This window comes from Paenibacillus dendritiformis, assembly GCF_945605565.1.
In the GTDB taxonomy this organism is placed as follows: domain Bacteria; phylum Bacillota; class Bacilli; order Paenibacillales; family Paenibacillaceae; genus Paenibacillus_B; species Paenibacillus_B dendritiformis_A.
This window is the reverse complement of the sequence record NZ_OX216966.1, coordinates 6,157,442-6,175,676: the sequence shown is the minus strand read 5'-3', so window position 1 is coordinate 6,175,676 and position 18,235 is coordinate 6,157,442. Positions and strand designations below refer to the sequence as shown.

The 18,235-nt window shown below is 54.4% G+C and carries 17 protein-coding genes and 1 tRNA gene; 15 read left to right on the top strand and 3 right to left on the bottom strand.

The genetic code is table 11. From position 1 onward, the window contains the following. Nucleotides 1-18: 18 nt before the first annotated feature. The 10 genes from desA (at nucleotide 19) to NNL35_RS27710 (ending at nucleotide 10,071) form a co-directional block, all read left to right on the top strand. Nucleotides 19-1,080, top strand: coding sequence for a Delta(5) desaturase DesA (gene desA, locus NNL35_RS27755; RefSeq protein ID WP_006677644.1), 1,062 nt, complete (start codon nucleotides 19-21; stop codon nucleotides 1,078-1,080). 57 nt (nucleotides 1,081-1,137) lie between these two features. Then, nucleotides 1,138-2,259 (top strand): sensor histidine kinase, encoded by a 1,122-nt coding sequence (locus NNL35_RS27750; protein WP_006677645.1) that lies wholly within the window; start codon nucleotides 1,138-1,140, stop codon nucleotides 2,257-2,259. An 11-nt stretch (nucleotides 2,260-2,270) separates the two neighbouring features. Next, the gene (locus tag NNL35_RS27745; protein WP_006677646.1) at nucleotides 2,271-2,870 is read left to right on the top strand and encodes a response regulator transcription factor; all 600 of its coding nucleotides are present in this window, start codon (nucleotides 2,271-2,273) and stop codon (nucleotides 2,868-2,870) included. Between the two features lie 90 nt (nucleotides 2,871-2,960). Then, a tRNA-Leu gene (locus NNL35_RS27740) sits at nucleotides 2,961-3,046 on the top strand. Nucleotides 3,047-3,190: 144 nt separating this feature from the next. Next, nucleotides 3,191-3,493 (top strand): PepSY domain-containing protein, encoded by a 303-nt coding sequence (locus tag NNL35_RS27735; RefSeq protein WP_238535369.1) that lies wholly within the window; start codon nucleotides 3,191-3,193, stop codon nucleotides 3,491-3,493. 873 nt (nucleotides 3,494-4,366) lie between these two features. Then, nucleotides 4,367-5,971, top strand: a complete 1,605-nt coding sequence (locus tag NNL35_RS27730) for an AraC family transcriptional regulator (RefSeq protein WP_040731859.1) — start codon at nucleotides 4,367-4,369, stop codon at nucleotides 5,969-5,971. A gap of 143 nt (nucleotides 5,972-6,114) precedes the next feature. Further along, on the top strand, nucleotides 6,115-7,122 hold the full coding sequence (locus NNL35_RS27725) for an ABC transporter substrate-binding protein (protein ID WP_254553924.1): 1,008 nt from the start codon (nucleotides 6,115-6,117) through the stop codon (nucleotides 7,120-7,122). Between the two features lie 10 nt (nucleotides 7,123-7,132). Further along, nucleotides 7,133-8,140 (top strand): FecCD family ABC transporter permease, encoded by a 1,008-nt coding sequence (locus tag NNL35_RS27720; protein WP_006677651.1) that lies wholly within the window; start codon nucleotides 7,133-7,135, stop codon nucleotides 8,138-8,140. Next, nucleotides 8,133-9,164, top strand: coding sequence for a FecCD family ABC transporter permease (locus NNL35_RS27715; RefSeq protein ID WP_006677652.1), 1,032 nt, complete (start codon nucleotides 8,133-8,135; stop codon nucleotides 9,162-9,164). The genes NNL35_RS27720 and NNL35_RS27715 overlap by 8 nt, the downstream gene beginning before the upstream one ends. Before the next feature lie 34 nt (nucleotides 9,165-9,198). Beyond that, nucleotides 9,199-10,071, top strand: coding sequence for an alpha/beta hydrolase (locus NNL35_RS27710; RefSeq protein ID WP_006677653.1), 873 nt, complete (start codon nucleotides 9,199-9,201; stop codon nucleotides 10,069-10,071). Nucleotides 10,072-10,226: 155 nt separating this feature from the next. Here NNL35_RS27710 and NNL35_RS27705 read toward each other — a convergent pair whose 3' ends face one another. Continuing rightward, entirely contained in the window at nucleotides 10,227-10,637 is a 411-nt protein-coding gene (locus NNL35_RS27705) for a GNAT family N-acetyltransferase (RefSeq protein ID WP_006677654.1), read from the bottom strand. A gap of 89 nt (nucleotides 10,638-10,726) precedes the next feature. Then, nucleotides 10,727-10,939: a hypothetical protein gene (locus NNL35_RS27700; RefSeq protein WP_006677655.1), complete on the bottom strand. Its 213-nt coding sequence runs from the start codon at nucleotides 10,937-10,939 to the stop codon at nucleotides 10,727-10,729. A gap of 260 nt (nucleotides 10,940-11,199) precedes the next feature. On the opposite strand from NNL35_RS27700, the gene NNL35_RS27695 reads away from it, so the two are divergent. The 4 genes from NNL35_RS27695 (at nucleotide 11,200) to NNL35_RS27680 (ending at nucleotide 14,512) form a co-directional block, all read left to right on the top strand. Continuing rightward, nucleotides 11,200-12,453 carry an MFS transporter gene (locus NNL35_RS27695; protein ID WP_238535366.1) on the top strand — a complete coding sequence of 418 codons (1,254 nt, stop codon included), beginning with the start codon at nucleotides 11,200-11,202 and terminating at the stop codon, nucleotides 12,451-12,453. A 172-nt stretch (nucleotides 12,454-12,625) separates the two neighbouring features. Beyond that, nucleotides 12,626-12,955, top strand: coding sequence for a PadR family transcriptional regulator (locus tag NNL35_RS27690; RefSeq protein ID WP_006677657.1), 330 nt, complete (start codon nucleotides 12,626-12,628; stop codon nucleotides 12,953-12,955). Then, nucleotides 12,942-14,243, top strand: coding sequence for a DUF4097 family beta strand repeat-containing protein (locus NNL35_RS27685; protein WP_158000456.1), 1,302 nt, complete (start codon nucleotides 12,942-12,944; stop codon nucleotides 14,241-14,243). The genes NNL35_RS27690 and NNL35_RS27685 overlap by 14 nt, the downstream gene beginning before the upstream one ends. Further along, on the top strand, nucleotides 14,240-14,512 hold the full coding sequence (locus NNL35_RS27680; protein ID WP_006677659.1) for a hypothetical protein: 273 nt from the start codon (nucleotides 14,240-14,242) through the stop codon (nucleotides 14,510-14,512). The genes NNL35_RS27685 and NNL35_RS27680 overlap by 4 nt, the downstream gene beginning before the upstream one ends. A gap of 59 nt (nucleotides 14,513-14,571) precedes the next feature. Here the strand turns inward: NNL35_RS27680 and NNL35_RS27675 are convergent, their stop codons facing one another. Continuing rightward, on the bottom strand, nucleotides 14,572-15,909 hold the full coding sequence (locus NNL35_RS27675) for an Nramp family divalent metal transporter (RefSeq protein WP_040731865.1): 1,338 nt from the start codon (nucleotides 15,907-15,909) through the stop codon (nucleotides 14,572-14,574). Nucleotides 15,910-16,229: 320 nt separating this feature from the next. Here NNL35_RS27675 and NNL35_RS27670 point away from each other — a divergent pair, with 320 nt between their 5' ends. Then, complete coding sequence (locus tag NNL35_RS27670) at nucleotides 16,230-18,125, top strand: heavy metal translocating P-type ATPase (RefSeq protein ID WP_006677661.1); 1,896 nt, start codon at nucleotides 16,230-16,232, stop codon at nucleotides 18,123-18,125. Nucleotides 18,126-18,235: the final 110 nt, after the last annotated feature.

Genomic DNA, 18,235 nt, shown 5'->3' with positions numbered 1-18,235 from the left:
TAGGAGGAAAACCATAAGATGAATACGATTCATTCCAAGCTGGCCCATCTAAAGAAAAGCGTCGCTCCGTATGAAAAAAACGATACGAAGTCCAGCATTCGGCAAATGATTAACACTTTGGGGCCATTACTGCTGCTCTGGTATGCGGCGTACGCAAGCCTTTCCGTCTCGTACTGGCTTACGCTTCCCCTTGCGATAATTACTTCTGGATTCGTTATTCGTACGTTTATTATTTTCCATGACTGCTGTCATCAATCGTTCTTCAAGAGCCGCAGGGCCAATGATATCCTCGGCACCATCACGGGGATCCTGACACTTGTGCCATACCAGCAGTGGAAGCACAGTCATTCGATCCATCATGCGACGAGCAGCAATCTCGATAAGCGGGGAACCGGGGACATGTGGGTACTCACTGTAGATGAATATGCCGCGGCTCCCCTGTCGAAGCGAATCGCCTACCGCATATACCGCAATCCATTCGTTATGCTGGGACTGGGGCCAATTTTTATTTTCCTGATTGCATACCGCTTTAACCGCAGAGGCGCGAGACGGAAGGAGCGAATCAACACTTACGTAATCAATGTGTCCATCGCCGCTCTGTATTCGCTTCTGTGCTGGGCCATTGGCTGGCAGGCGTTTGTGCTTATTCAGGGGCCGGTTTTCTACGTATCTGGCATGCTCGGCATCTGGCTGTTCTATGTTCAGCATCAATTCGAGGATTCTTACTTCGAGAACGAGGACGAGTGGAGCTATGTGAAGGCTGCCGTGGAGGGAAGCTCTTATTATAAATTGCCCAAGGCGTTGCAGTGGATAACCGGAAATATCGGGTTCCATCATGTCCATCATTTGAGTCCCAAGGTGCCTAACTATTATCTGGAGAAGGCGCATGAGGCAACCCCTCCGCTCCAAATGGCGACCACGATTACGCTCATAACCAGCCTGAAGTCGCTGCGGTTCCGGCTGTGGGATGAACAGAACAAAACATTCGTCGGGTTCAAGGATGTGAAGCATGTGTTACGCAAGCCCAACCGCGCGGCCGATCGCATTCCAAGGAGCACCCAGAGCATCCAGGGAAAATGACCGTTCAGCGGCGTTTGTGTTACTATACAATTACATCGATCTTCAGGGAGGACGACCATGCAGAAGTGGTATCAGATTTTTTACAAAAGCACGGGTCTTAGTCCCTATATATGGGTCGTCTTTTACATCCTCCCGTTCTATTTCATATTTCGTTCCTCTTCGACGTACCAAGTCGTCATCGGGATCGTCATGATTTTAATGTTTTTCGTGTGCTACGTGCTTTCTTTTGTTGCGAGAGGTTGGCAAGTATACTTCTGGACCTCCTTGCAAATATTGATTTCCATTACGATGACTGTGCTGTTCGGCTATGTCTATTTCGCCCTGTTTTTAGCGTTTTTTATCGGAAATATTCAGCACCGGATCGGATTTATTACGCTGTACTCGATTCATCTCGTCAGTACGATCGCAACGCTCAACTTCGGTTTTGTCACGAAAAATCCGGTATTGATCTCCCAACTTCCGTTCGTGCTTATCAGTCTCATCGGTGTGATTCTCCTTCCCGTCACCACGTATAACCGCAATAAACGGGAGAAGCTCGAGGGGCAGCTGGAGGATGCGAATAAACGGATCTCCGAGCTGGTCAAGCTGGAAGAACGCCAACGAATTGCGCGCGACCTTCACGACACGCTTGGCCAGAAGCTCTCGCTGATCGGGTTGAAGAGCGATCTCGCCAATAAATTAATAAGCAAAAACCCCGCTCAAGCCCAGATCGAACTCAAGGATGTCCGGCAAACGGCCAGAACTGCCTTGAAGGAAGTGCGGGAAATGGTTACTCAAATGCGGGGGACGAGGTTAGAGGATGAGCTGTTTCGCATCAAGCAGATTTTGAAGGCGGCTGAGATCGAGTTCACCTTGGAAGGCGAGCAGAAGCTCAGCAACACCTCGCTGCTGAACGAAAATGTGATCAGCATGTGCCTGAAGGAAGCGGTGACCAACATCGTAAAGCACAGCAATGCTTCCGCTTGCTCGATCATCATGGAGCCCTTGGATACCGAGCTGTGCGTGAAGGTGAAGGATAATGGAATCGGCATCGCGGCGGATTCAGCGGGTTCGCGGGGCAACGGGCTGCGGGGCATGAAGGAGCGGCTTGAGTTCGTGAATGGAAGTATGGACATCGTACCTGATAATGGAACAACGGTCATCATTACAGTGCCGAACGCATTCAAGCAGTCACAATAGGAGGCGGGGCAATGATTCGAATCGTAATTGCAGAGGACCAGCGGATGCTGCTGGGCGCACTGGCATCCCTGCTTGATCTGGAAGAGGATATGAGTGTCGTCGGCCGAGCCTGCAATGGGGAAGAAGCCGTACAACTGGTTCATCAGCATAAGCCGGATATCTGCATCATGGACATTGAAATGCCGGGGATGAGCGGCTTGGATGCGGCCGAAGAGATTAAGGGCTGCGGATGCAAGGTCATCATTTTGACCACATTCGCCAGAGCCGGATATTTCGAACGAGCGGTGAAGGCGGGGGCGCACGGCTACTTGTTGAAGGATAGTCCCAGCGAAGAGCTGGCAGACTCGATTCGCATCATTATGGCCGGGCGGCGCATCTATGCTTCGGAGCTGGTGGACGAGGCGTATAGCGAAGAGAATCCATTGACCGAGCGGGAAAAGGAAGTGCTGGTGCTTATCGCCGACGGTAAAAATACGAAGCAAATCGCCGAACAGCTATTTATTACGACGGGGACCGTCCGCAATTACATCTCCGTTATTCTGGATAAACTCAATGTAAGCAACCGGATTGAAGCGATTACGCGCTTCAAGGAGAAGGGCTGGTTCAAATAAGGGATGTGTATGGAGAACAATTCCACTTTACATCCGGCTCAAATGATGGTATAGTAACTGTTGTTGTCCTCTTGTTGAGGAATTCAATGTGCGGTAGTGGTGGAATGGCAGACACGCTATCTTGAGGGGGTAGTGGGCGTACGCCCGTGGAGGTTCGAGTCCTCTCTACCGCACCATAACAGAGTTAATGGAGAAGCCTTTGATATAAGGCTTTTTTTGTTTTTTATGGAAACTATTTTCCGGACGTATAAAATCAGCTTCTTGTACACAACATAGACACAATGACAACAGTACATAGGAGCGTGTTTAGGTTGAAAAAAGTGGTGCTTGGCGTTCTCGCTCTGGTCAATGCAGGCATGGCGGCCCTTACCCTATTTCCTGCTGCATCTGAAGCGCATGCCGCCTATGAGGCTAACCAGCCGGCCCAGCGAGTGATTAGCGAACAAGAGGCGAAGTCGATTGCTCTTCAGCAAGTGAAGGGAAGAGTTCTTCATGTTGATCTGGACACGGATGACGGGAAGATCAAATATGAAGTGATCATTATGACGGATCAGAACAAGGTGTTTGAAGTAGAAGTAGATGCTCAGACCGGCAAGGTGCTGAAAGTCGAGCAGGAAGATTGAACCGTATAGCAAGCAAGAAGGCTGTTCTCCGTATGGAGGACGGCTTTTTTTGTGTTGGCTCTGTTAAGGGGGGGCCGTAGATCCGGGGCCATGCTCGGGGTTGCTAGGGAGGTTGCACGGAGGGGTAAACGGGAGGTTAAGCTGGAGGTTGATCAGGAGGTTGAACGCGGAGAGTTGAGCTGGGGGTTGAACGCGGAGAATTGTGCGGGAGGTTGCACGGAAGTTGCGCTTGAAGAGACGGTAGAAGAAGCGTAACGAGAACCACATGCAATGGCCGCGATGCACGCCGACTTCTTGTTCTTGTGCTGAGGAGTGAATTGCTGCAAATATACATTATTTATCCGTTCAAAAAGGGGATTTTGTTAGAATTCCTGCAAAAAGACATCAATTCTGGGCGGATAAACTAAATAGGCACATTAATAGGAGAAATTGCTGCACTTTTGCAGGAATTGCGCTGTGGGGCACGAATGCGGCACAATTGATGCACTTTTGCAGGATTGCCGCTGCGAGGCACGCTCAAATCACAATTGCTGCACTTTCGCATAACTTCTACTCCCCGGCTCAATTCCACCATCACAACGCCATTTTTTCGCGGCTTTGCCTTTCGCCACGCGCATGCCGGCCGGCCCGCTCTAACGCGGAGCGGCATATTCAAGAAGCGGCGTCTCCCCGACGCTCAGGCGAAGCGGGGTTGTTCCCCTCTAGCCGCCCCGCTGGACAGCATCGGCTCCAATGCCCCTCCCGCTCCTCCGGGGCATTCCGTCCTTGTTTTACATTGACCGGACTCGGCAGCTATGCTACTTTAATAAAGCGATACTGATAATCATTATCACATATTAGAATACAGCCGAGGTGCTTGAATTGATAACGACAATGATGGACTCCGAACATATTTGCCGCTGCTTGGAGCAATTTTGGTTCAAGCTGCGCGGCGTTGATATTGCGCGCTTCGGGCGTATGGAGCCGCAGCTGCTGAACACGCATGTCCTCGTCCTGTCCAAGCACGGCGAAGGGCGCGTGGCCATTGATTACGCCGAATACCGGCTGGGAGAGGGAGCCGTTCATGTGGCCGCGCCCGGACAAACGATCGGGATGACGGCGGAAGAAGGGCAGGAGGCAGAAGCGTATGTGATTCGCTTCGATACCCAATCCGATGGGGAGCCGGAGGCGGAGTTTCCCCTGCGCGGGGAGGTGCCTGTGCACCGGGAAGCGCCGACCGTCGTGCTCTGTGAAATGTTGTATGACAAGAGCCGCTCTGAGCTGAGGACGGAACGGCTGCTCGCTCAAGCGGCCTTCCAGGAGCTGCTGTGCGCGGTAGTAGCCAATATTCGCCGGCTGCCGGACGATCCGCGGGCGGCATTGGAGCGCACGAAGGCGTACATTGATAATCATTTCAACGAGAATCTGACGATTGGGAAGCTGGCGCGGATGGCCGATATCAGTCCGAAATACTATGTCGATCTGTTCAAAAAAACATACGGCCAAAGCACGATCGACTATATTACGGAAGTAAGAATCCGCCATGCGAAGCGCATGATGCTGCAGGCGGATGCCCGGCTGCGGGATATTGCCCAGCAGGTCGGCTACAGCGATGAATTTTATTTCAGCCGCAAGTTCAAGCAGCAAATTGGCGTCGCCCCGACCGTCTATATGAAAAAGCGGCGGCGCAAAATCGTCGCTTATACGCCGGGGATTGCCGGCCATATGCTTGCCCTCGGGCAAATCCCGTATGCCGCGCCGCTTCATCCGAAATGGTCCGCTCACTATTATGAGAAATACCGCTTTGATATCCCGCATCATCTGAGCGCCTATCGCTACAATAAGGATTGGAAAACCAATATCGAAGCGTTACGCGCAGCCAAACCGGAGCTCGTCATTTGCGACTCGCAATATTTGCAGCCAGAGGAGAAGACTTGTCTGGAAAGCGTGGCCGAGGTGAAGTATATATCCGGCCGGGATCACAACTGGCGGGAGCAATTCAGATTGACAGCCCGTTACATCGGCGCTGAGCCGGAGGCGGAAAGCTGGTTGTCCGCTTACGGACAGAAAGCGGCTGCCGCAAGGGAGCGTCTGCAGAAGCTGCTGTCCGGCGAGGCGTTTTTCATTATGTGCATCCACAAAGATTGCTGTTATCCTTGCACCTGCCGCGGAATGAGTGAAGTGCTGTACGATGAGCTGCAGTTGAACAGAGCGCCGTATCCGGCCGGAGATTCCGGCAGACAGGCTATGAGCTTGGAAGAACTGGCGCATCTGAACCCCGATCGGATCTTGCTGAATGTATGCCAGGAGCCGGAATCGCTGCAAGCGTGGCAAGCTGTCCAGGCTTCCCGCTTATGGTCCGATATGAAGGCCGTGCGCCGCAATCATGTCTATCCCATTTCTTCCGATCCGTGGCGTGAATACTCGGCCTATGCTTGCGAGCGGATGATCGACAATCTGATAAAGCAGCTTGCGCACGAGCTTGGCATGGAAGAATAGCCCGATCTGGAATTTGTCCAAGTGAATTCCGGAGATTATCCATGTTCGCTAAGGGAAGAGCGAGTATATAATTTTCAATGAGAATCGTTATCATTATATTGATAATAATTCTCATACATTATTCATTGAGAAGGAGAAGTAACATGAATAAAAAAGTAGGGGTTCTACTATTATCTTTAGCTATGATGTTCAGTATCGCGGCATGCGGAACGAAGGATGAGCCCGCCGCATCGGCTCCGCAGCAGCAGGAGACACAGACGGAGAGCGCTCCGGCTGCGAATACAGACAATACGGCCAGCGAGACAAAAACGATTACATATCTTGGAAAAGAGTATACCGTCCCTGTGCAGCCGGCCAAGCTGGTCATTACGGGCTCGGTGGAATCGCTGGAAGACGCGCTCGTGCTGGACGTTCACCCGGCAGGGGCGATGACGACCGGCGGCGAGTTCGCGCCGATGTTCGCCAAGATTACGGATCAAGCGGAAGGGATCGGCGAGAAATCCCAGCCGAATCTGGAAGCGATCTTGAAGCTGAAGCCGGACGTGATCCTGGCAAGCACCAAGTTCCCGGCGGAGGCCATTGAGAAGCTCAGCAAGATTGCCGTCACCATTCCTGTCTCCCATATCGCGACCGACTGGCAGGACAATCTGAATCTGCTGGCCGAGCTGTCCGGCAAGCAGGAGCAGGCGAAGCAAGCGCTGCAGAACTACAATGACGAGGTCCAAGCCTTGAAAGGTCAAATCGGACCCGTTCTCCAGGACAAAAATGTGCTGATTCTCCGGCTGCGCGCAGGCAATTTGTTCATTTATCCGGAAGATGTGTTCTTCAATCCTTCCGTCTATGCCGATCTGGGAGCTTCCGTTCCGGAGGAAGTGAAGAAGGCGGAGGCGCAGCAGATGGTTACGATCGAGCAGTTGTCTCAGATGAACCCGGATTATCTGTTCGTCCAGTTCGCGGAAGCGGAGAACAAAGATAATCCGAAGGCGTTGGAGGATCTGCAGAAAAATCCGATCTGGGGCAGCATCAATGCCGTGAAAAACGACAATTTGTTCGTCAATCTGGTCGACCCGACCGCTCAGGGAGGCACGGCTTACAGCAAAATCTCCTTCCTGGAAGCACTAAAAAACAGCAAGCTCGTTCAAGCCAAGTGAGCCGGTTCCTATGCGGCTAAAATCATATGCAACAGCGATCATCCTGTGGGGCTCGCCTCTGCTTGCCGTGCTGCTCATCCTATTATCGGTTCAGTACGGGGCCAAAGACATTGATACCGGCACGATTTATGAAGCGGTGTTTCACTTTGATCCGGGAAATGTGAATCATCAAATCATTATGCACTCCCGGTTCCCGCGGGTGATTGGGGCTTTGCTCATCGGCGCGTTCCTGGCCATATCAGGCGCGCTGATGCAGGGGATGACAAGAAATGATCTTGCATCCCCTTCCATTATGGGGGTGCTGGACGGCTCCGTGTTTGCCGTAACGGTATGCATGATCTGGCTGCCGGGCTCCTCGTCGCTGGAATTAATCGTGTTTTCTTTTATCGGCTCGGCACTCAGCATCATTCTCGTATTCGGCATGGCGTCGCTGCTGCCCGGGGGGCTGTCTCCGGTGAGACTGGCTATTTTGGGCACGATTATCGGCACGTTTCTGAGCAGTATTTCGGCAGCGCTGGCATCCTATTTTCAAATCTCGCAAAATATCAGCTTCTGGTACAACGCCCGGCTTCATCAGATGGATCCGGAGCTGATCAAGATGGCGATCCCGTTCGCGGTTATCGGAATCGCGTTGGCGGTCGGACTGTCCCGATCGATATCGGTCCTGTCTCTTGGCGAAGAGGTGGCGGTCGGACTTGGCCAAAAAACAACATGGATCAAATTCGGCGCCACGTTCAGCGTCGTCCTGCTGACCGGGATATCGGCGGCGATCGCCGGCAAAATCGGGTTCGTCGGTCTTATTATTCCGCATATCGTCCGGATGCTTGTCGGGGTCGATTATAAATGGATCATCCCGTGCTCGGGGGTGCTCGGAGCCTTGTTCCTTGCGCTCTGCGACCTGCTCAGCCGCTACGTGAATTATCCGTTCGAGATGCCGATTGGCGTCATCACCTCGCTGCTTGGCGTTCCGTTCTTCCTCTATCTTGTGCGGACGAGAGGAGGCGCGAAGAATGAATAACATCTCGGGCGCCCGCTTTGCGGCTGTGCTGCTCGCCGGAGCTGCCCTGATTTTGATCGTCACCTATGTCAGCCTGACCAACGGCATATTTGATATGAGCGTGAAGGATGTTATCGATACATTGCTGCGCATTCAGCCGCAAGACGACTATGATCTCGTCATTTTCGAGTTCAGGCTGCCGCGGATCGTCATTGCCATCCTGGTCGGGATGGGACTCGGCATCGCCGGCGCGGTCATTCAGAGCATTACCCGCAATGGATTGGCGGATCCGGGCATTCTCGGGATCAATGCGGGGGCCGGCGCGGCGATGGTTATTTTTATGTTCTTTTTCCAAGGTCAGATCAAGGGGACCGGGCTGCTGGCGATTATGGCGATGCCGTTGTTCGGCTTGCTGGGCGGACTGCTTGCGGCTGTCCTCATCTACTTGTTCGCCTGGAAGGACGGCAGGCTGGAGCCGCAGCGTCTGCTGCTTACGGGGATTGCCGCCGGATCGGGCCTGAGCGCAGTATCGCTATTTTTGACGCTGAAAATGAATCCGAATGATTTTGAAATGGCCGCGGTATGGAGCTCCGGCAGCATCTACAATGCGAACTGGAAATACATCGTTTCCATCATTCCTTGGCTTCTGCTGCTGCTTCCGGTCATTATTCGCAAGTCCTATATTATGGATATTTTTCAATTGCGAGAGGAAAGTGTCATCAGCGTGGGCGTCTCTTCGGAAAAAGAGAAAGCCGTGCTTTTGCTGTGCAGCATCGGCATCGTAAGCGCCTGCGTATCCGTATCCGGAGGCATCGGATTTATCGGGCTGATGGCGCCGCACATCGCAAGACGGCTCGTCGGAACCGCGCATCGCCGCATTCTCCCGGTGTGTGGAATCGTCGGTGCGCTGCTGGTGCTCGTATCCGATTATATCGGCCGCACCGTGTTCGCCCCGGCAGAATTGCCCGCAGGCATCGTAACGGCCATCATCGGCGTTCCCTATTTCATGATGCTGCTGTACCGGGGAAGAAAAAAGCGAGGCTAGACCGTTATTTACGACAGATGAGGAGTGGACATTGATGTCTAATAGCCATATGGCGCCGCTTGAACCGCTGCTTCCGGATCAGGCGGGCCGTGAAGTCACCTTGCCGCGTTCGGAGCAGTGGGATGTCTGTTCCCGAGGCAGCGGCCGGCCATACCGGATTTTTGTGGCCTTGCCAGCCGAGGAGGCGCCGCCGGCCGGCCATCCGGTCATCTATGTGCTGGACGCGAATTCGACATTCGGCACGTTAGTCGAGACGGTTCGCGCCCAGTCCCGCGCCAAAGCCAAAACCGGCGTCGATCCCGCCGTTGTCGTCGGCATCGGCTATCCGACCGATGCCCCGTTCGATCCGGCGCGGTTCTATGATTTTACGCTGCCGGTTCCGGCCGACGAGCTGCCGCCCCATCCGCATGGAGACACGTGGCCGGAGATGGGCGGAGCCGAAGCATTCAGCCGCTTCATTGAAGAAGAGCTGAAGCCGGCCATCGAGAGCAAGTTCGCCATCGATCGGAGCAGGCAGGCGATTATCGGCCACTCGCTGGGCGGCCTGTGCGTGCTGCAAATGCTGTTCACCCGCCCCGAGACGTTCCGGACCTATATCGCGGGCAGCCCGTCCATTCATTGGAACAGGTCGTTCATCCGGGAAGCGGGGGAACGTTTCCTGGCTCGCATGCAGCAGGAACATGCCGATATTCAGGTCATGATTGCGGCAGGGGAACGGGAGCAAGGCCATCCTAGCCGCATGACCGAGAATGCGAGGGAGCTGGCCGAACGGCTGGCTGCCGTCTCGCCGTCCGGGGTGCGGACCGCGTTCTATGAGTTCGCGGGCGAAGGGCATATTTCGCTGCTTCCTGTCTTGATGAGCCATGCCGCACGCTATGCGTTAACGAGCCCGATCAAGACGGGCTGAATGATGGGCAGAAGGGCCGGGCGGGTTCGCCGCCCTAAGCGGAGACCCGGCCCTGTCCATTGCCGCAAAGAAGCCCCCTATGCCATCTTCGGCTTAGGGGGCTTGCTGCCGTGAGGTCCTGAGGCTGCTTAACGGCGGGGTCTGTTTGGCTGCGCTTAGTAGCGCTTGTACATTCCTACCGAGCGGGGATAGGTGTAATCGAAGCCGAATTGCGCGTACAATTGATCGGCAGGCCCATCGGCAATTAAGCTGACATACGATTGCTTGGGCGCGTTCTCGTCCAGGTAACGGGAAATCTCCGTCATAATCGTTTTTCCCCAGCCTTGTCCCTGATGGGAAGGCATCACGCAAATATCGACCACTTGAAAAAAGCAGCCGCCATCTCCGATGATTCGGCCCATGCCAATCAGCTTGCCGTCCTGCCGCAGCGTTACCGTGAAGCAGGAGTTCTGCAGCCCGACGGCGGCTCCCTCCAAGCTTTTGGAACTCAAACCGGCCGCTGTCCGAATGGCAACATACTCTTCCGGGCTGGGAGCCTCATGCAAAATAAGTACATTGGAATTCATAAATACCCTCCATTTCCCCTGAGCTGCGGGCGGAGCTATGCTGTCATTCAGGGATAATTTTTTTCAAAATACGGGATCAATCATCATCGTTATTCATACAGGGCGTCCTTCAGCTTGGTAGACATGCCTGAACGGCTGCGGGCCGCAGCGAGCGCAGACTTGCGGAGCCGTTCATTCTCGCGCGTCAATGCCTCCATCCGGATCATCATCTCATCGAGCAACTGGCGAGCCTCTTCGCTTAATCCGCCCTCAAGGGCCTGTTTTCTCTCCGCGAACGCTTGAACGGATGTTTCCTTACTCATTGAATTTGCCTTCTTTCTTCTGATTCTATGGGTTCGATCTCTATCTTCCATTCTCATTCTATTATAGAACAGATGGGTACAAGCCAAAAGCAGGATATAAAAAAGATGACCGTATTCATCTCCAGTTTGTGATACAATGATGGTTGCCAATTTAATAGCAGAAGGGATCCTATCATCATGAATAGACTTTACGAGAGCCGATTCCATCGATGCTGTATTGCATCACTTTCCATTTTCACGGCGGCGAAGGCGGCAGGACGATGACGACCCGAACCATCCAAGATGCCATGAATGTGCGCCAGTCGCAAATCCGCCGCATGTATCTGTACATGTTTATGATATTTACGCCGGGAGCGGTATTTTCTTCATTCTTTCCGCTATATTATCGAGATATCGGATACACCGACGCGATGTATGGAATGCAGAACGCGATTATGCCGATTATCGCTGTAGTTGGCAACTATCTGTTCGGGTATGTGAGCGACAAATTCGCGCGGATGAAGCCGTTGATTTTGGGGCTGATTCTCGCTTTGATAGCCGTACTGTACTTTGTCTTCCACGTCACGGATCCTTGGACCGTGATGGGGTTGATTTTCCTGTTCCAATTTCTATGGGTGCCTATGATGACCTTGACGGACGGGATGGCGATGCTGGCTTCCCGGAGACTTGGAGATTCCTATGCGGTCATTCGCGGCTTCGGCGCGGCCGGGTTTGCGGTGTCCGCTCTCATCATCGGCTGGCTCCTCGGCCGGCTGCCGGGGCATGCTGCCATGGGATGGATCATGATGGCTCTGCTTGCGGCAACCGGGGGCGTACTGCTGATGATCCGCGATCCCCGGCGCCCGGAGGCGGACGACCGGGAAGCACCGGAGAAGAGCGGGACGCCTTCGCGAACGGAAGCGGCGGACATGTCCCAATTTTGGAAATACGTATTCGCCCGCCGTTTCCTCTTATTCATCACGGTACTCATTACGTACAACATGACCTTAATATTCAATGATCAATATTTCAGCTTCCTCATCCGGGAATTGGACGGAACGTCCTTCCATATCGGACTTGGCTGGATGCTGCCGGCAGCTACGGAAGTCATTATCTTCCTGTATTTGGGCCGCGCGGGCAGACAGTTCCGCCCGTTGACGATGCTGGCCTGGTCTGCCGTCATTCTCGGCATTCGGGCGCTCGTCATCTACGTTACCGATTGGCTGCCTCTCATTCTGTTCATGCAGGCGGTTCAGGGAATCGGCATTGCGCTGTTCTTCATCTATCTTGCCGAGTACATGATGGACCTGATACCGGATCAGTTCCGGGCCAGCGGGCAGGCGGTAATGCAGGTGGCGCTCAGCATTGGCGCGACGATGACGGGCAGCATTATCGGGGCGTATATTTACAGCCAATGGGGCAATAAAGCGCTGTTCCTCGTGATGGGGGCGGTGTTGGCCATCGCGGCAGGCGGCTTCGCCGCGGCGGATCGGCTGGAACGGCGGAGGGAACGGACAGAAGCAGCCTCCTTCTAACAACCTGACTAACATAACAGCGGAAGTCTGGGCATTCAGCCTGGGCTTCCGTTTTTTTGCATCACCAAGATTTTTGTTTGAAAAGGTACCTTGCAATATACAGTAGCGTATGTTACGATGTACTCAACACCGATGGAAATCATATTGACGTTGAGGGGAGGTTGGCTAGGGCGTGAATACCCAATTCAAGAAAGGCGTGCTGGAATTGTGCGTCCTCGTTCTCACCTATGAGAAGGATCGCTACGGATATGAACTCGTGAACCGGATCTCGGAGAAATTCCAGGTCGCGGAAGGCACGATGTATCCTTTGCTGCGCCGGTTGACTCAGGAAGGGCATTGCTCGACGTATTTGAAGGAATCGTCGGAAGGCCCGCCCCGCAAGTACTATAAGCTGACCGAAACGGGAGAGGCGTATATGCGGGATATGGTGAAGGAGTGGACTTTGTTCTCGCAAGGCGTAGATGAGATTATTAAGGAGGTTATGAATGGTGAGCGAGCGTAAACATCAGTTTTTGACCCGGCTGGAGCAATTGCTGGGAGCGGTTCCCGAGGCGGAGCGCCGGGAGATTATGTCCGATTTCGAGTCACATTTTCAGGAGGCCCACGAGGCGGGGAGATCGGAGGAAGAGATATTTCGCTCCCTGGGAAGCGAGCAGGCGATTGCCCGCGAGATACTGGCCCAATATGGATTGGAGCTTCCGAACGTCCAGGAGCCGCTTGCAGCGGAAGAGGAAGCGGTACCGAATGCCGCTTCGAATCGCAGCGCTTTAGCGCATAGCGCCTTCACCGCTCCGTTCGGCTCCAGAACCGATTCTCCACTCCGGCTTATCCGGCTGGACACGGATGTTGTCGATGTTCATCTCGATACTCATGACGGCGAAGACATATCTTATCATTTTGATTCATTCGACGCGGGGCAATTCGATGTGCGGGAAATGAGAGAAGGGGATACCTACCGTCTGACCGTCCAGCTTCGGCGGAGCGGAATGAAGCGCTTCTTCTCTCCGGTAAGCGGAGATCTTCATGTTAGCATCCCGGCCTCGTTCGGGGGAACCGTGGAGCTGGCATGCGGATCCGGCGATGCCGAGGTGCGGCAGCTTCGGGCAGAACGCCTTGACGCGGAGCTGAAATCGGGTGATCTCACGATTGTTGACAGCTCATGCGGACATCTAACGGTAAGGATGAAATCGGGCGATGCCGAACTCCATGATTTCACTTGCGTCAATGCTGATCTGCATACGCTGTCGGGCGATATCACGATATTTGATCTCCAGGCCGACGAGTTCGCGTTGAAAGCGGCGTCCGGCGATATTGAACTGCACCGGTTGGCGGCTCAAGCGCTGCGTGCCGAGCTGCTGTCCGGCGATATGCATATCGTTGAAGGGCAGGGCGCCACCTGGAAATTTACGGCGGCCTCCGGCGATCTGGAGCTGGCGTCCATCGCCGCCGACGTCCACATTGACGTGGCATCCGGCAGCATCTCGACGAAGAGTGTCCGCGGTTCATTGACCGTTCTGGCCAAGAGCGGGGAAGTCGAATGCGAGCTGGCTTCGGCAACGAGTCAAGCTACAATCGAGAATTTGGCAGGGAATGTACGGCTTCTGGTTCCTTCCGACATGCAGGAGCTGGAGCTGGAGGCGTCCACCGTGCTTGGATCAGTGTCGGTCCGCCTTCCTCAATTCCCGGAAGGGCATGCCCCAACCAGCCGTTTCCGCGGACAGCTTGGGTCGAACGGTCCCAGAGTTCAACTGGCGACGAAGGCAGGCTCGATTTCCGTAGCGTCGATATGAATCACCAGGAGGAGGACGAGGAGAAAGTGGATTATTTCAGTTCGTACAAGCAAATTAAGCAGGTACAGTGGGAAGCGGCCCGGGAGGCGGAGCAAAGCCGCTTGTGGCGAGCCTTTACGGCGGGAAGATTGTCAGGTGAAGAAGTAAGGGAGAGAGCGCTTCATGTTCTGAATGACTTGCTGAATTCAGAGCGGGATGACGTGAGGCTGCGCGCGGCCGAGATTATTATGAGCGGCTGCCGCCGGCGCCGGTGGTTCGCATTAAGATAATGATATCGTCTGCTATAAGGCCGACTCTTCCCTTGCGGGGCGGGAATCGGCCTTTATTTCTAGGCCAACGTAGTGACTAGCAGATACAGATTAAGTATGGCGATGATCGTTCCGGCAATCCAGGCGAGCGTATGCATCCAGCGCGGACTGGCGAAGGGGCCCATCTTGCGTTGGTCTCCGGTAAAGCGAATTAACGGAAAGACGGCGAACGACAATTGCAGCGACAAGATGACCTGGCTGAGAATAAGCAGCTCGCCGGTGCTCTTTTCCCCATAGATGGCGATGACCGCTACCGCGGGAATAATCGCGATCAGCCGGGTGATGAGGCGCCTAACCCACGGCTTCAAGCGAACATTCAGGAAGCCCTCCATCACGATCTGGCCGGCGAGCGTGCCCGTCAAGGTCGAATTCTGGCCGGATGCGAGCAGGGCGACGGCGAACAGGATGCTGGCCATCCCCGTGCCCAGGAGCGGCGCAAGCATTTGATACGCATCTTCAATCTCCGCGATCTCGGTATGTCCAGTCCGGTAGAATGTCGAAGCAGCCAGCATGAGAATCGCGGCGTTGACGAACATAGCCAGCATCAAGGCGATCGTTGAATCGAGCGTGGCGAAACGGATCGCCTGCTTCTTGCCTGCAAGCGAGTCTTCGAAGTTGCGCGTCTGCACGATCGAGGAATGCAGGTACAGGTTATGCGGCATGACGGTCGCTCCCAATATGCCGAGGGCGATATAAAGCATCTCCGGATTCCGGATCATATCCGGGCTTGGAATGAACCCCTGCGCGACTTCCCGAATATCCGGCCGGGACAGGAACAACTCGACGCCGAAACAGGCCAGAATAATCAGAAATAGAGTGACGACGATGGATTCGATGTAGCGAAAGCCTTTATGCTGCAGCAGCAATACGATAAAGATATCGAGAGAGGTAATGATGACCCCGATCAACAGCGGCAGGCCGAAGAGCAGCTTAAGCGCGATCGCGGAGCCGATAATTTCGGCCAGATCACAGGCGGCTATGGCGAGCTCGCATAATACCCACAAGACGAAATTCACCGGTTTGCTGTAATGATCATGGCAAGCTTGGGCCAGATCCCGTCCGGTCGCGATGCCGAGCCGGGCGGACAACGACTGCAGCAGCACCGCCATCAGATTGGAGAACAGCACGACGGACAGCAGCGTATAATTGAAGCGAGAGCCTCCCGCAATATCAGTCGCCCAGTTGCCAGGATCCATATATCCGACGGCGACCATATACCCGGGCCCGACAAACGCTAAAAATTTGCGGAACCAGGATCCTTTCGTCGGCACGGGCATCGATTTATACGATTCGGCCAGCGTTGGCTCCGTTCGCTCATGGCGCCAGCCGCTGCCGGAGGATTTCGTTCTCTTGCCCATCCCAGATCCCCCTTCCTTAATGACTTCACCCTGCCAAGCCATGCCGTACAGCTTCCTGATTCCCCCTTTATTATGTGATATTATTACCCTGACCGGACGCATTGTATCAGCGACAGCTTTTTTCTGAATGGTTAGGATTCACATTTTGCCAAAAGAGTACTATAATAAAAATTGAAATAATTACTCTCTTCAAAAAAAATAGCCCCAGTGAAAACTAATCTCATTCTCAATACCATGCTGTTCCCTATCAGGGAACAGCATGTCGCATTTTAAGGGGAATAACAACGATAGTCATTATCAATGAAGAGGGTGTGTAAAGAATGAATAGAAAGCAATCATTCACAGAATGGATGGATAAATACGGAGAGGCGCTGGCTGCGGCCGGAAGCGCCTGCTTTATCGCCTTGGCGTTCATCGCCGGCTATGCCTCGGAGACGTTGGCGATTGTGTTCTATGCGCTCTCCTATGTAATGGGAGGCTGGCTGAAGCTGAAGGATGGGCTGGTTACGCTTATCCGGGATAAGGATCTGGATGTCAATCTGTTAATGATCGCCGCAGCCTTGGGCGCCGCCAGCATCGGATACTGGTCGGAAGGCGCGATTCTCATCTTCATCTTCGCCTTGAGCGGGGCGCTGGAGACGTTCACGATGAACCGAAGCTCGCGCGACATTTCGGCTCTGATGGATTTGAAGCCGGAGCAAGCCATCGTCTTCCGGGACGGGCAGGAAGTTATCGTTCCGGTGGAGCAGCTGCAAGTAGGCGAGACGGTTCTGGTCAAGCCGGGAGAGCGCATTCCGGCGGACGGGCACGTGCAGGAAGGAAGCTCGGCCGTCGATCAAGCTTCGATTACCGGGGAGAGCGTGCCGGTTGACAAAGGCCCCGGCGATGAAGTATTCGCAGGCACGGTGAACGGCCAAGGCGCGCTCTATATGGAAGTGACTCAATCCAGCGAATCGTCGCTGTTTTCCAAAATTATTCGGCTAGTCCAGGAAGCGCAGAGCGAGATGCCGAAATCGCAGCGCTTCATTGAGAAGTTCGAGCGGATTTATGCGCGGGTCATTATTCTGGTCACTCTGCTGCTAATCTTCATCCCGCCGCTTCTTCTCGGCGAGACGTGGGAGGCTGCCTTCTACCGGTCGATGGTGTTCCTCGTCGTCGCCTCCCCTTGCGCGCTCGTCGCGTCCATTATGCCGGCCACCTTGTCGGCTATATCGAATAGCGCCCGCAAAGGCTTGCTGTTCAAGGGCGGCGCTTATCTCGATCACATCTCGCGCGTGCAGGTGGTCGCGTTCGACAAGACCGGAACGTTGACGCAGGGCCGATTGACGGTAACCGACCTGGAACCGCGCGGCGGACTACAGGCTTCGGAGCTGCTTCAGGCGGCAGCGGCGCTGGAGTCGCTGTCGACCCACCCGATTGCCAAAGCGATCGTCCTGGAAGCGGAGCGCGCGCGGCCGGACGGCAGCGAAGCCGCCTGGGCTCGGCCGACCGATTTCCAAGCCCGGTCGGGACTTGGAATCGAGGCTGAGATGGAAGGTGCGCGCTGGCGCATCGGCAAGCCGTCCTATATTTTGAACAAGACCGAGGCGGAGGTTCTCGCCCGGACGGCCGAGCTTCAGAGCGAAGGCAAGACCGTCATTGGGGTTGAGCGGGACGGAGTCGTCGTCGGCTTGATCGCGCTCCAGGATCGGATTCGTCCGGAGACGCCGGCCATTGTCCGTCAATTGAAGCAGAGCGGCATTCAGGTGGCGATGCTTACGGGGGATCAGGAACGGACGGCGCAGGCGATTGCGGCCGAGGCCGGAATCGACCTCGTATTTGCCGAATTGATGCCGGAGGACAAATTGACGATCGTCAAAAAGCTGAAGTCGGAGTATGGCGCGATAGCGATGGTAGGGGATGGCGTCAATGATGCGCCCGCGCTTGCCGCGGCCAATGTCGGCATTGCGATGGGAGCCGCCGGCAGCGATGCGGCGCTGGAGACCGCAGACTTGGTGCTGATGAATGATGATCTGGGCAATATCGAACATGCCATTTCACTCGGCAGACGCACCCAGACCATCGTGAAGCAGAATATTATTTTTGCCGGTGCCGTAATCGTAGCTCTCATCTCTGCCAACTTCTTGTTCGGAATACCGCTTCCGCTAGGCGTCGTCGGGCATGAAGGCAGTACAATCCTCGTCATCCTGAACGGATTGCGCCTGCTTCGATCGTAAGAGCTATCCGCAATAATCCGATTCGTATCCATATCATGAAATCCATATTTGACATACATGAAAGACAGGCGAAGAGCCGGAGCTGCGCAAGCAGTCTCCGGCTTATTTGC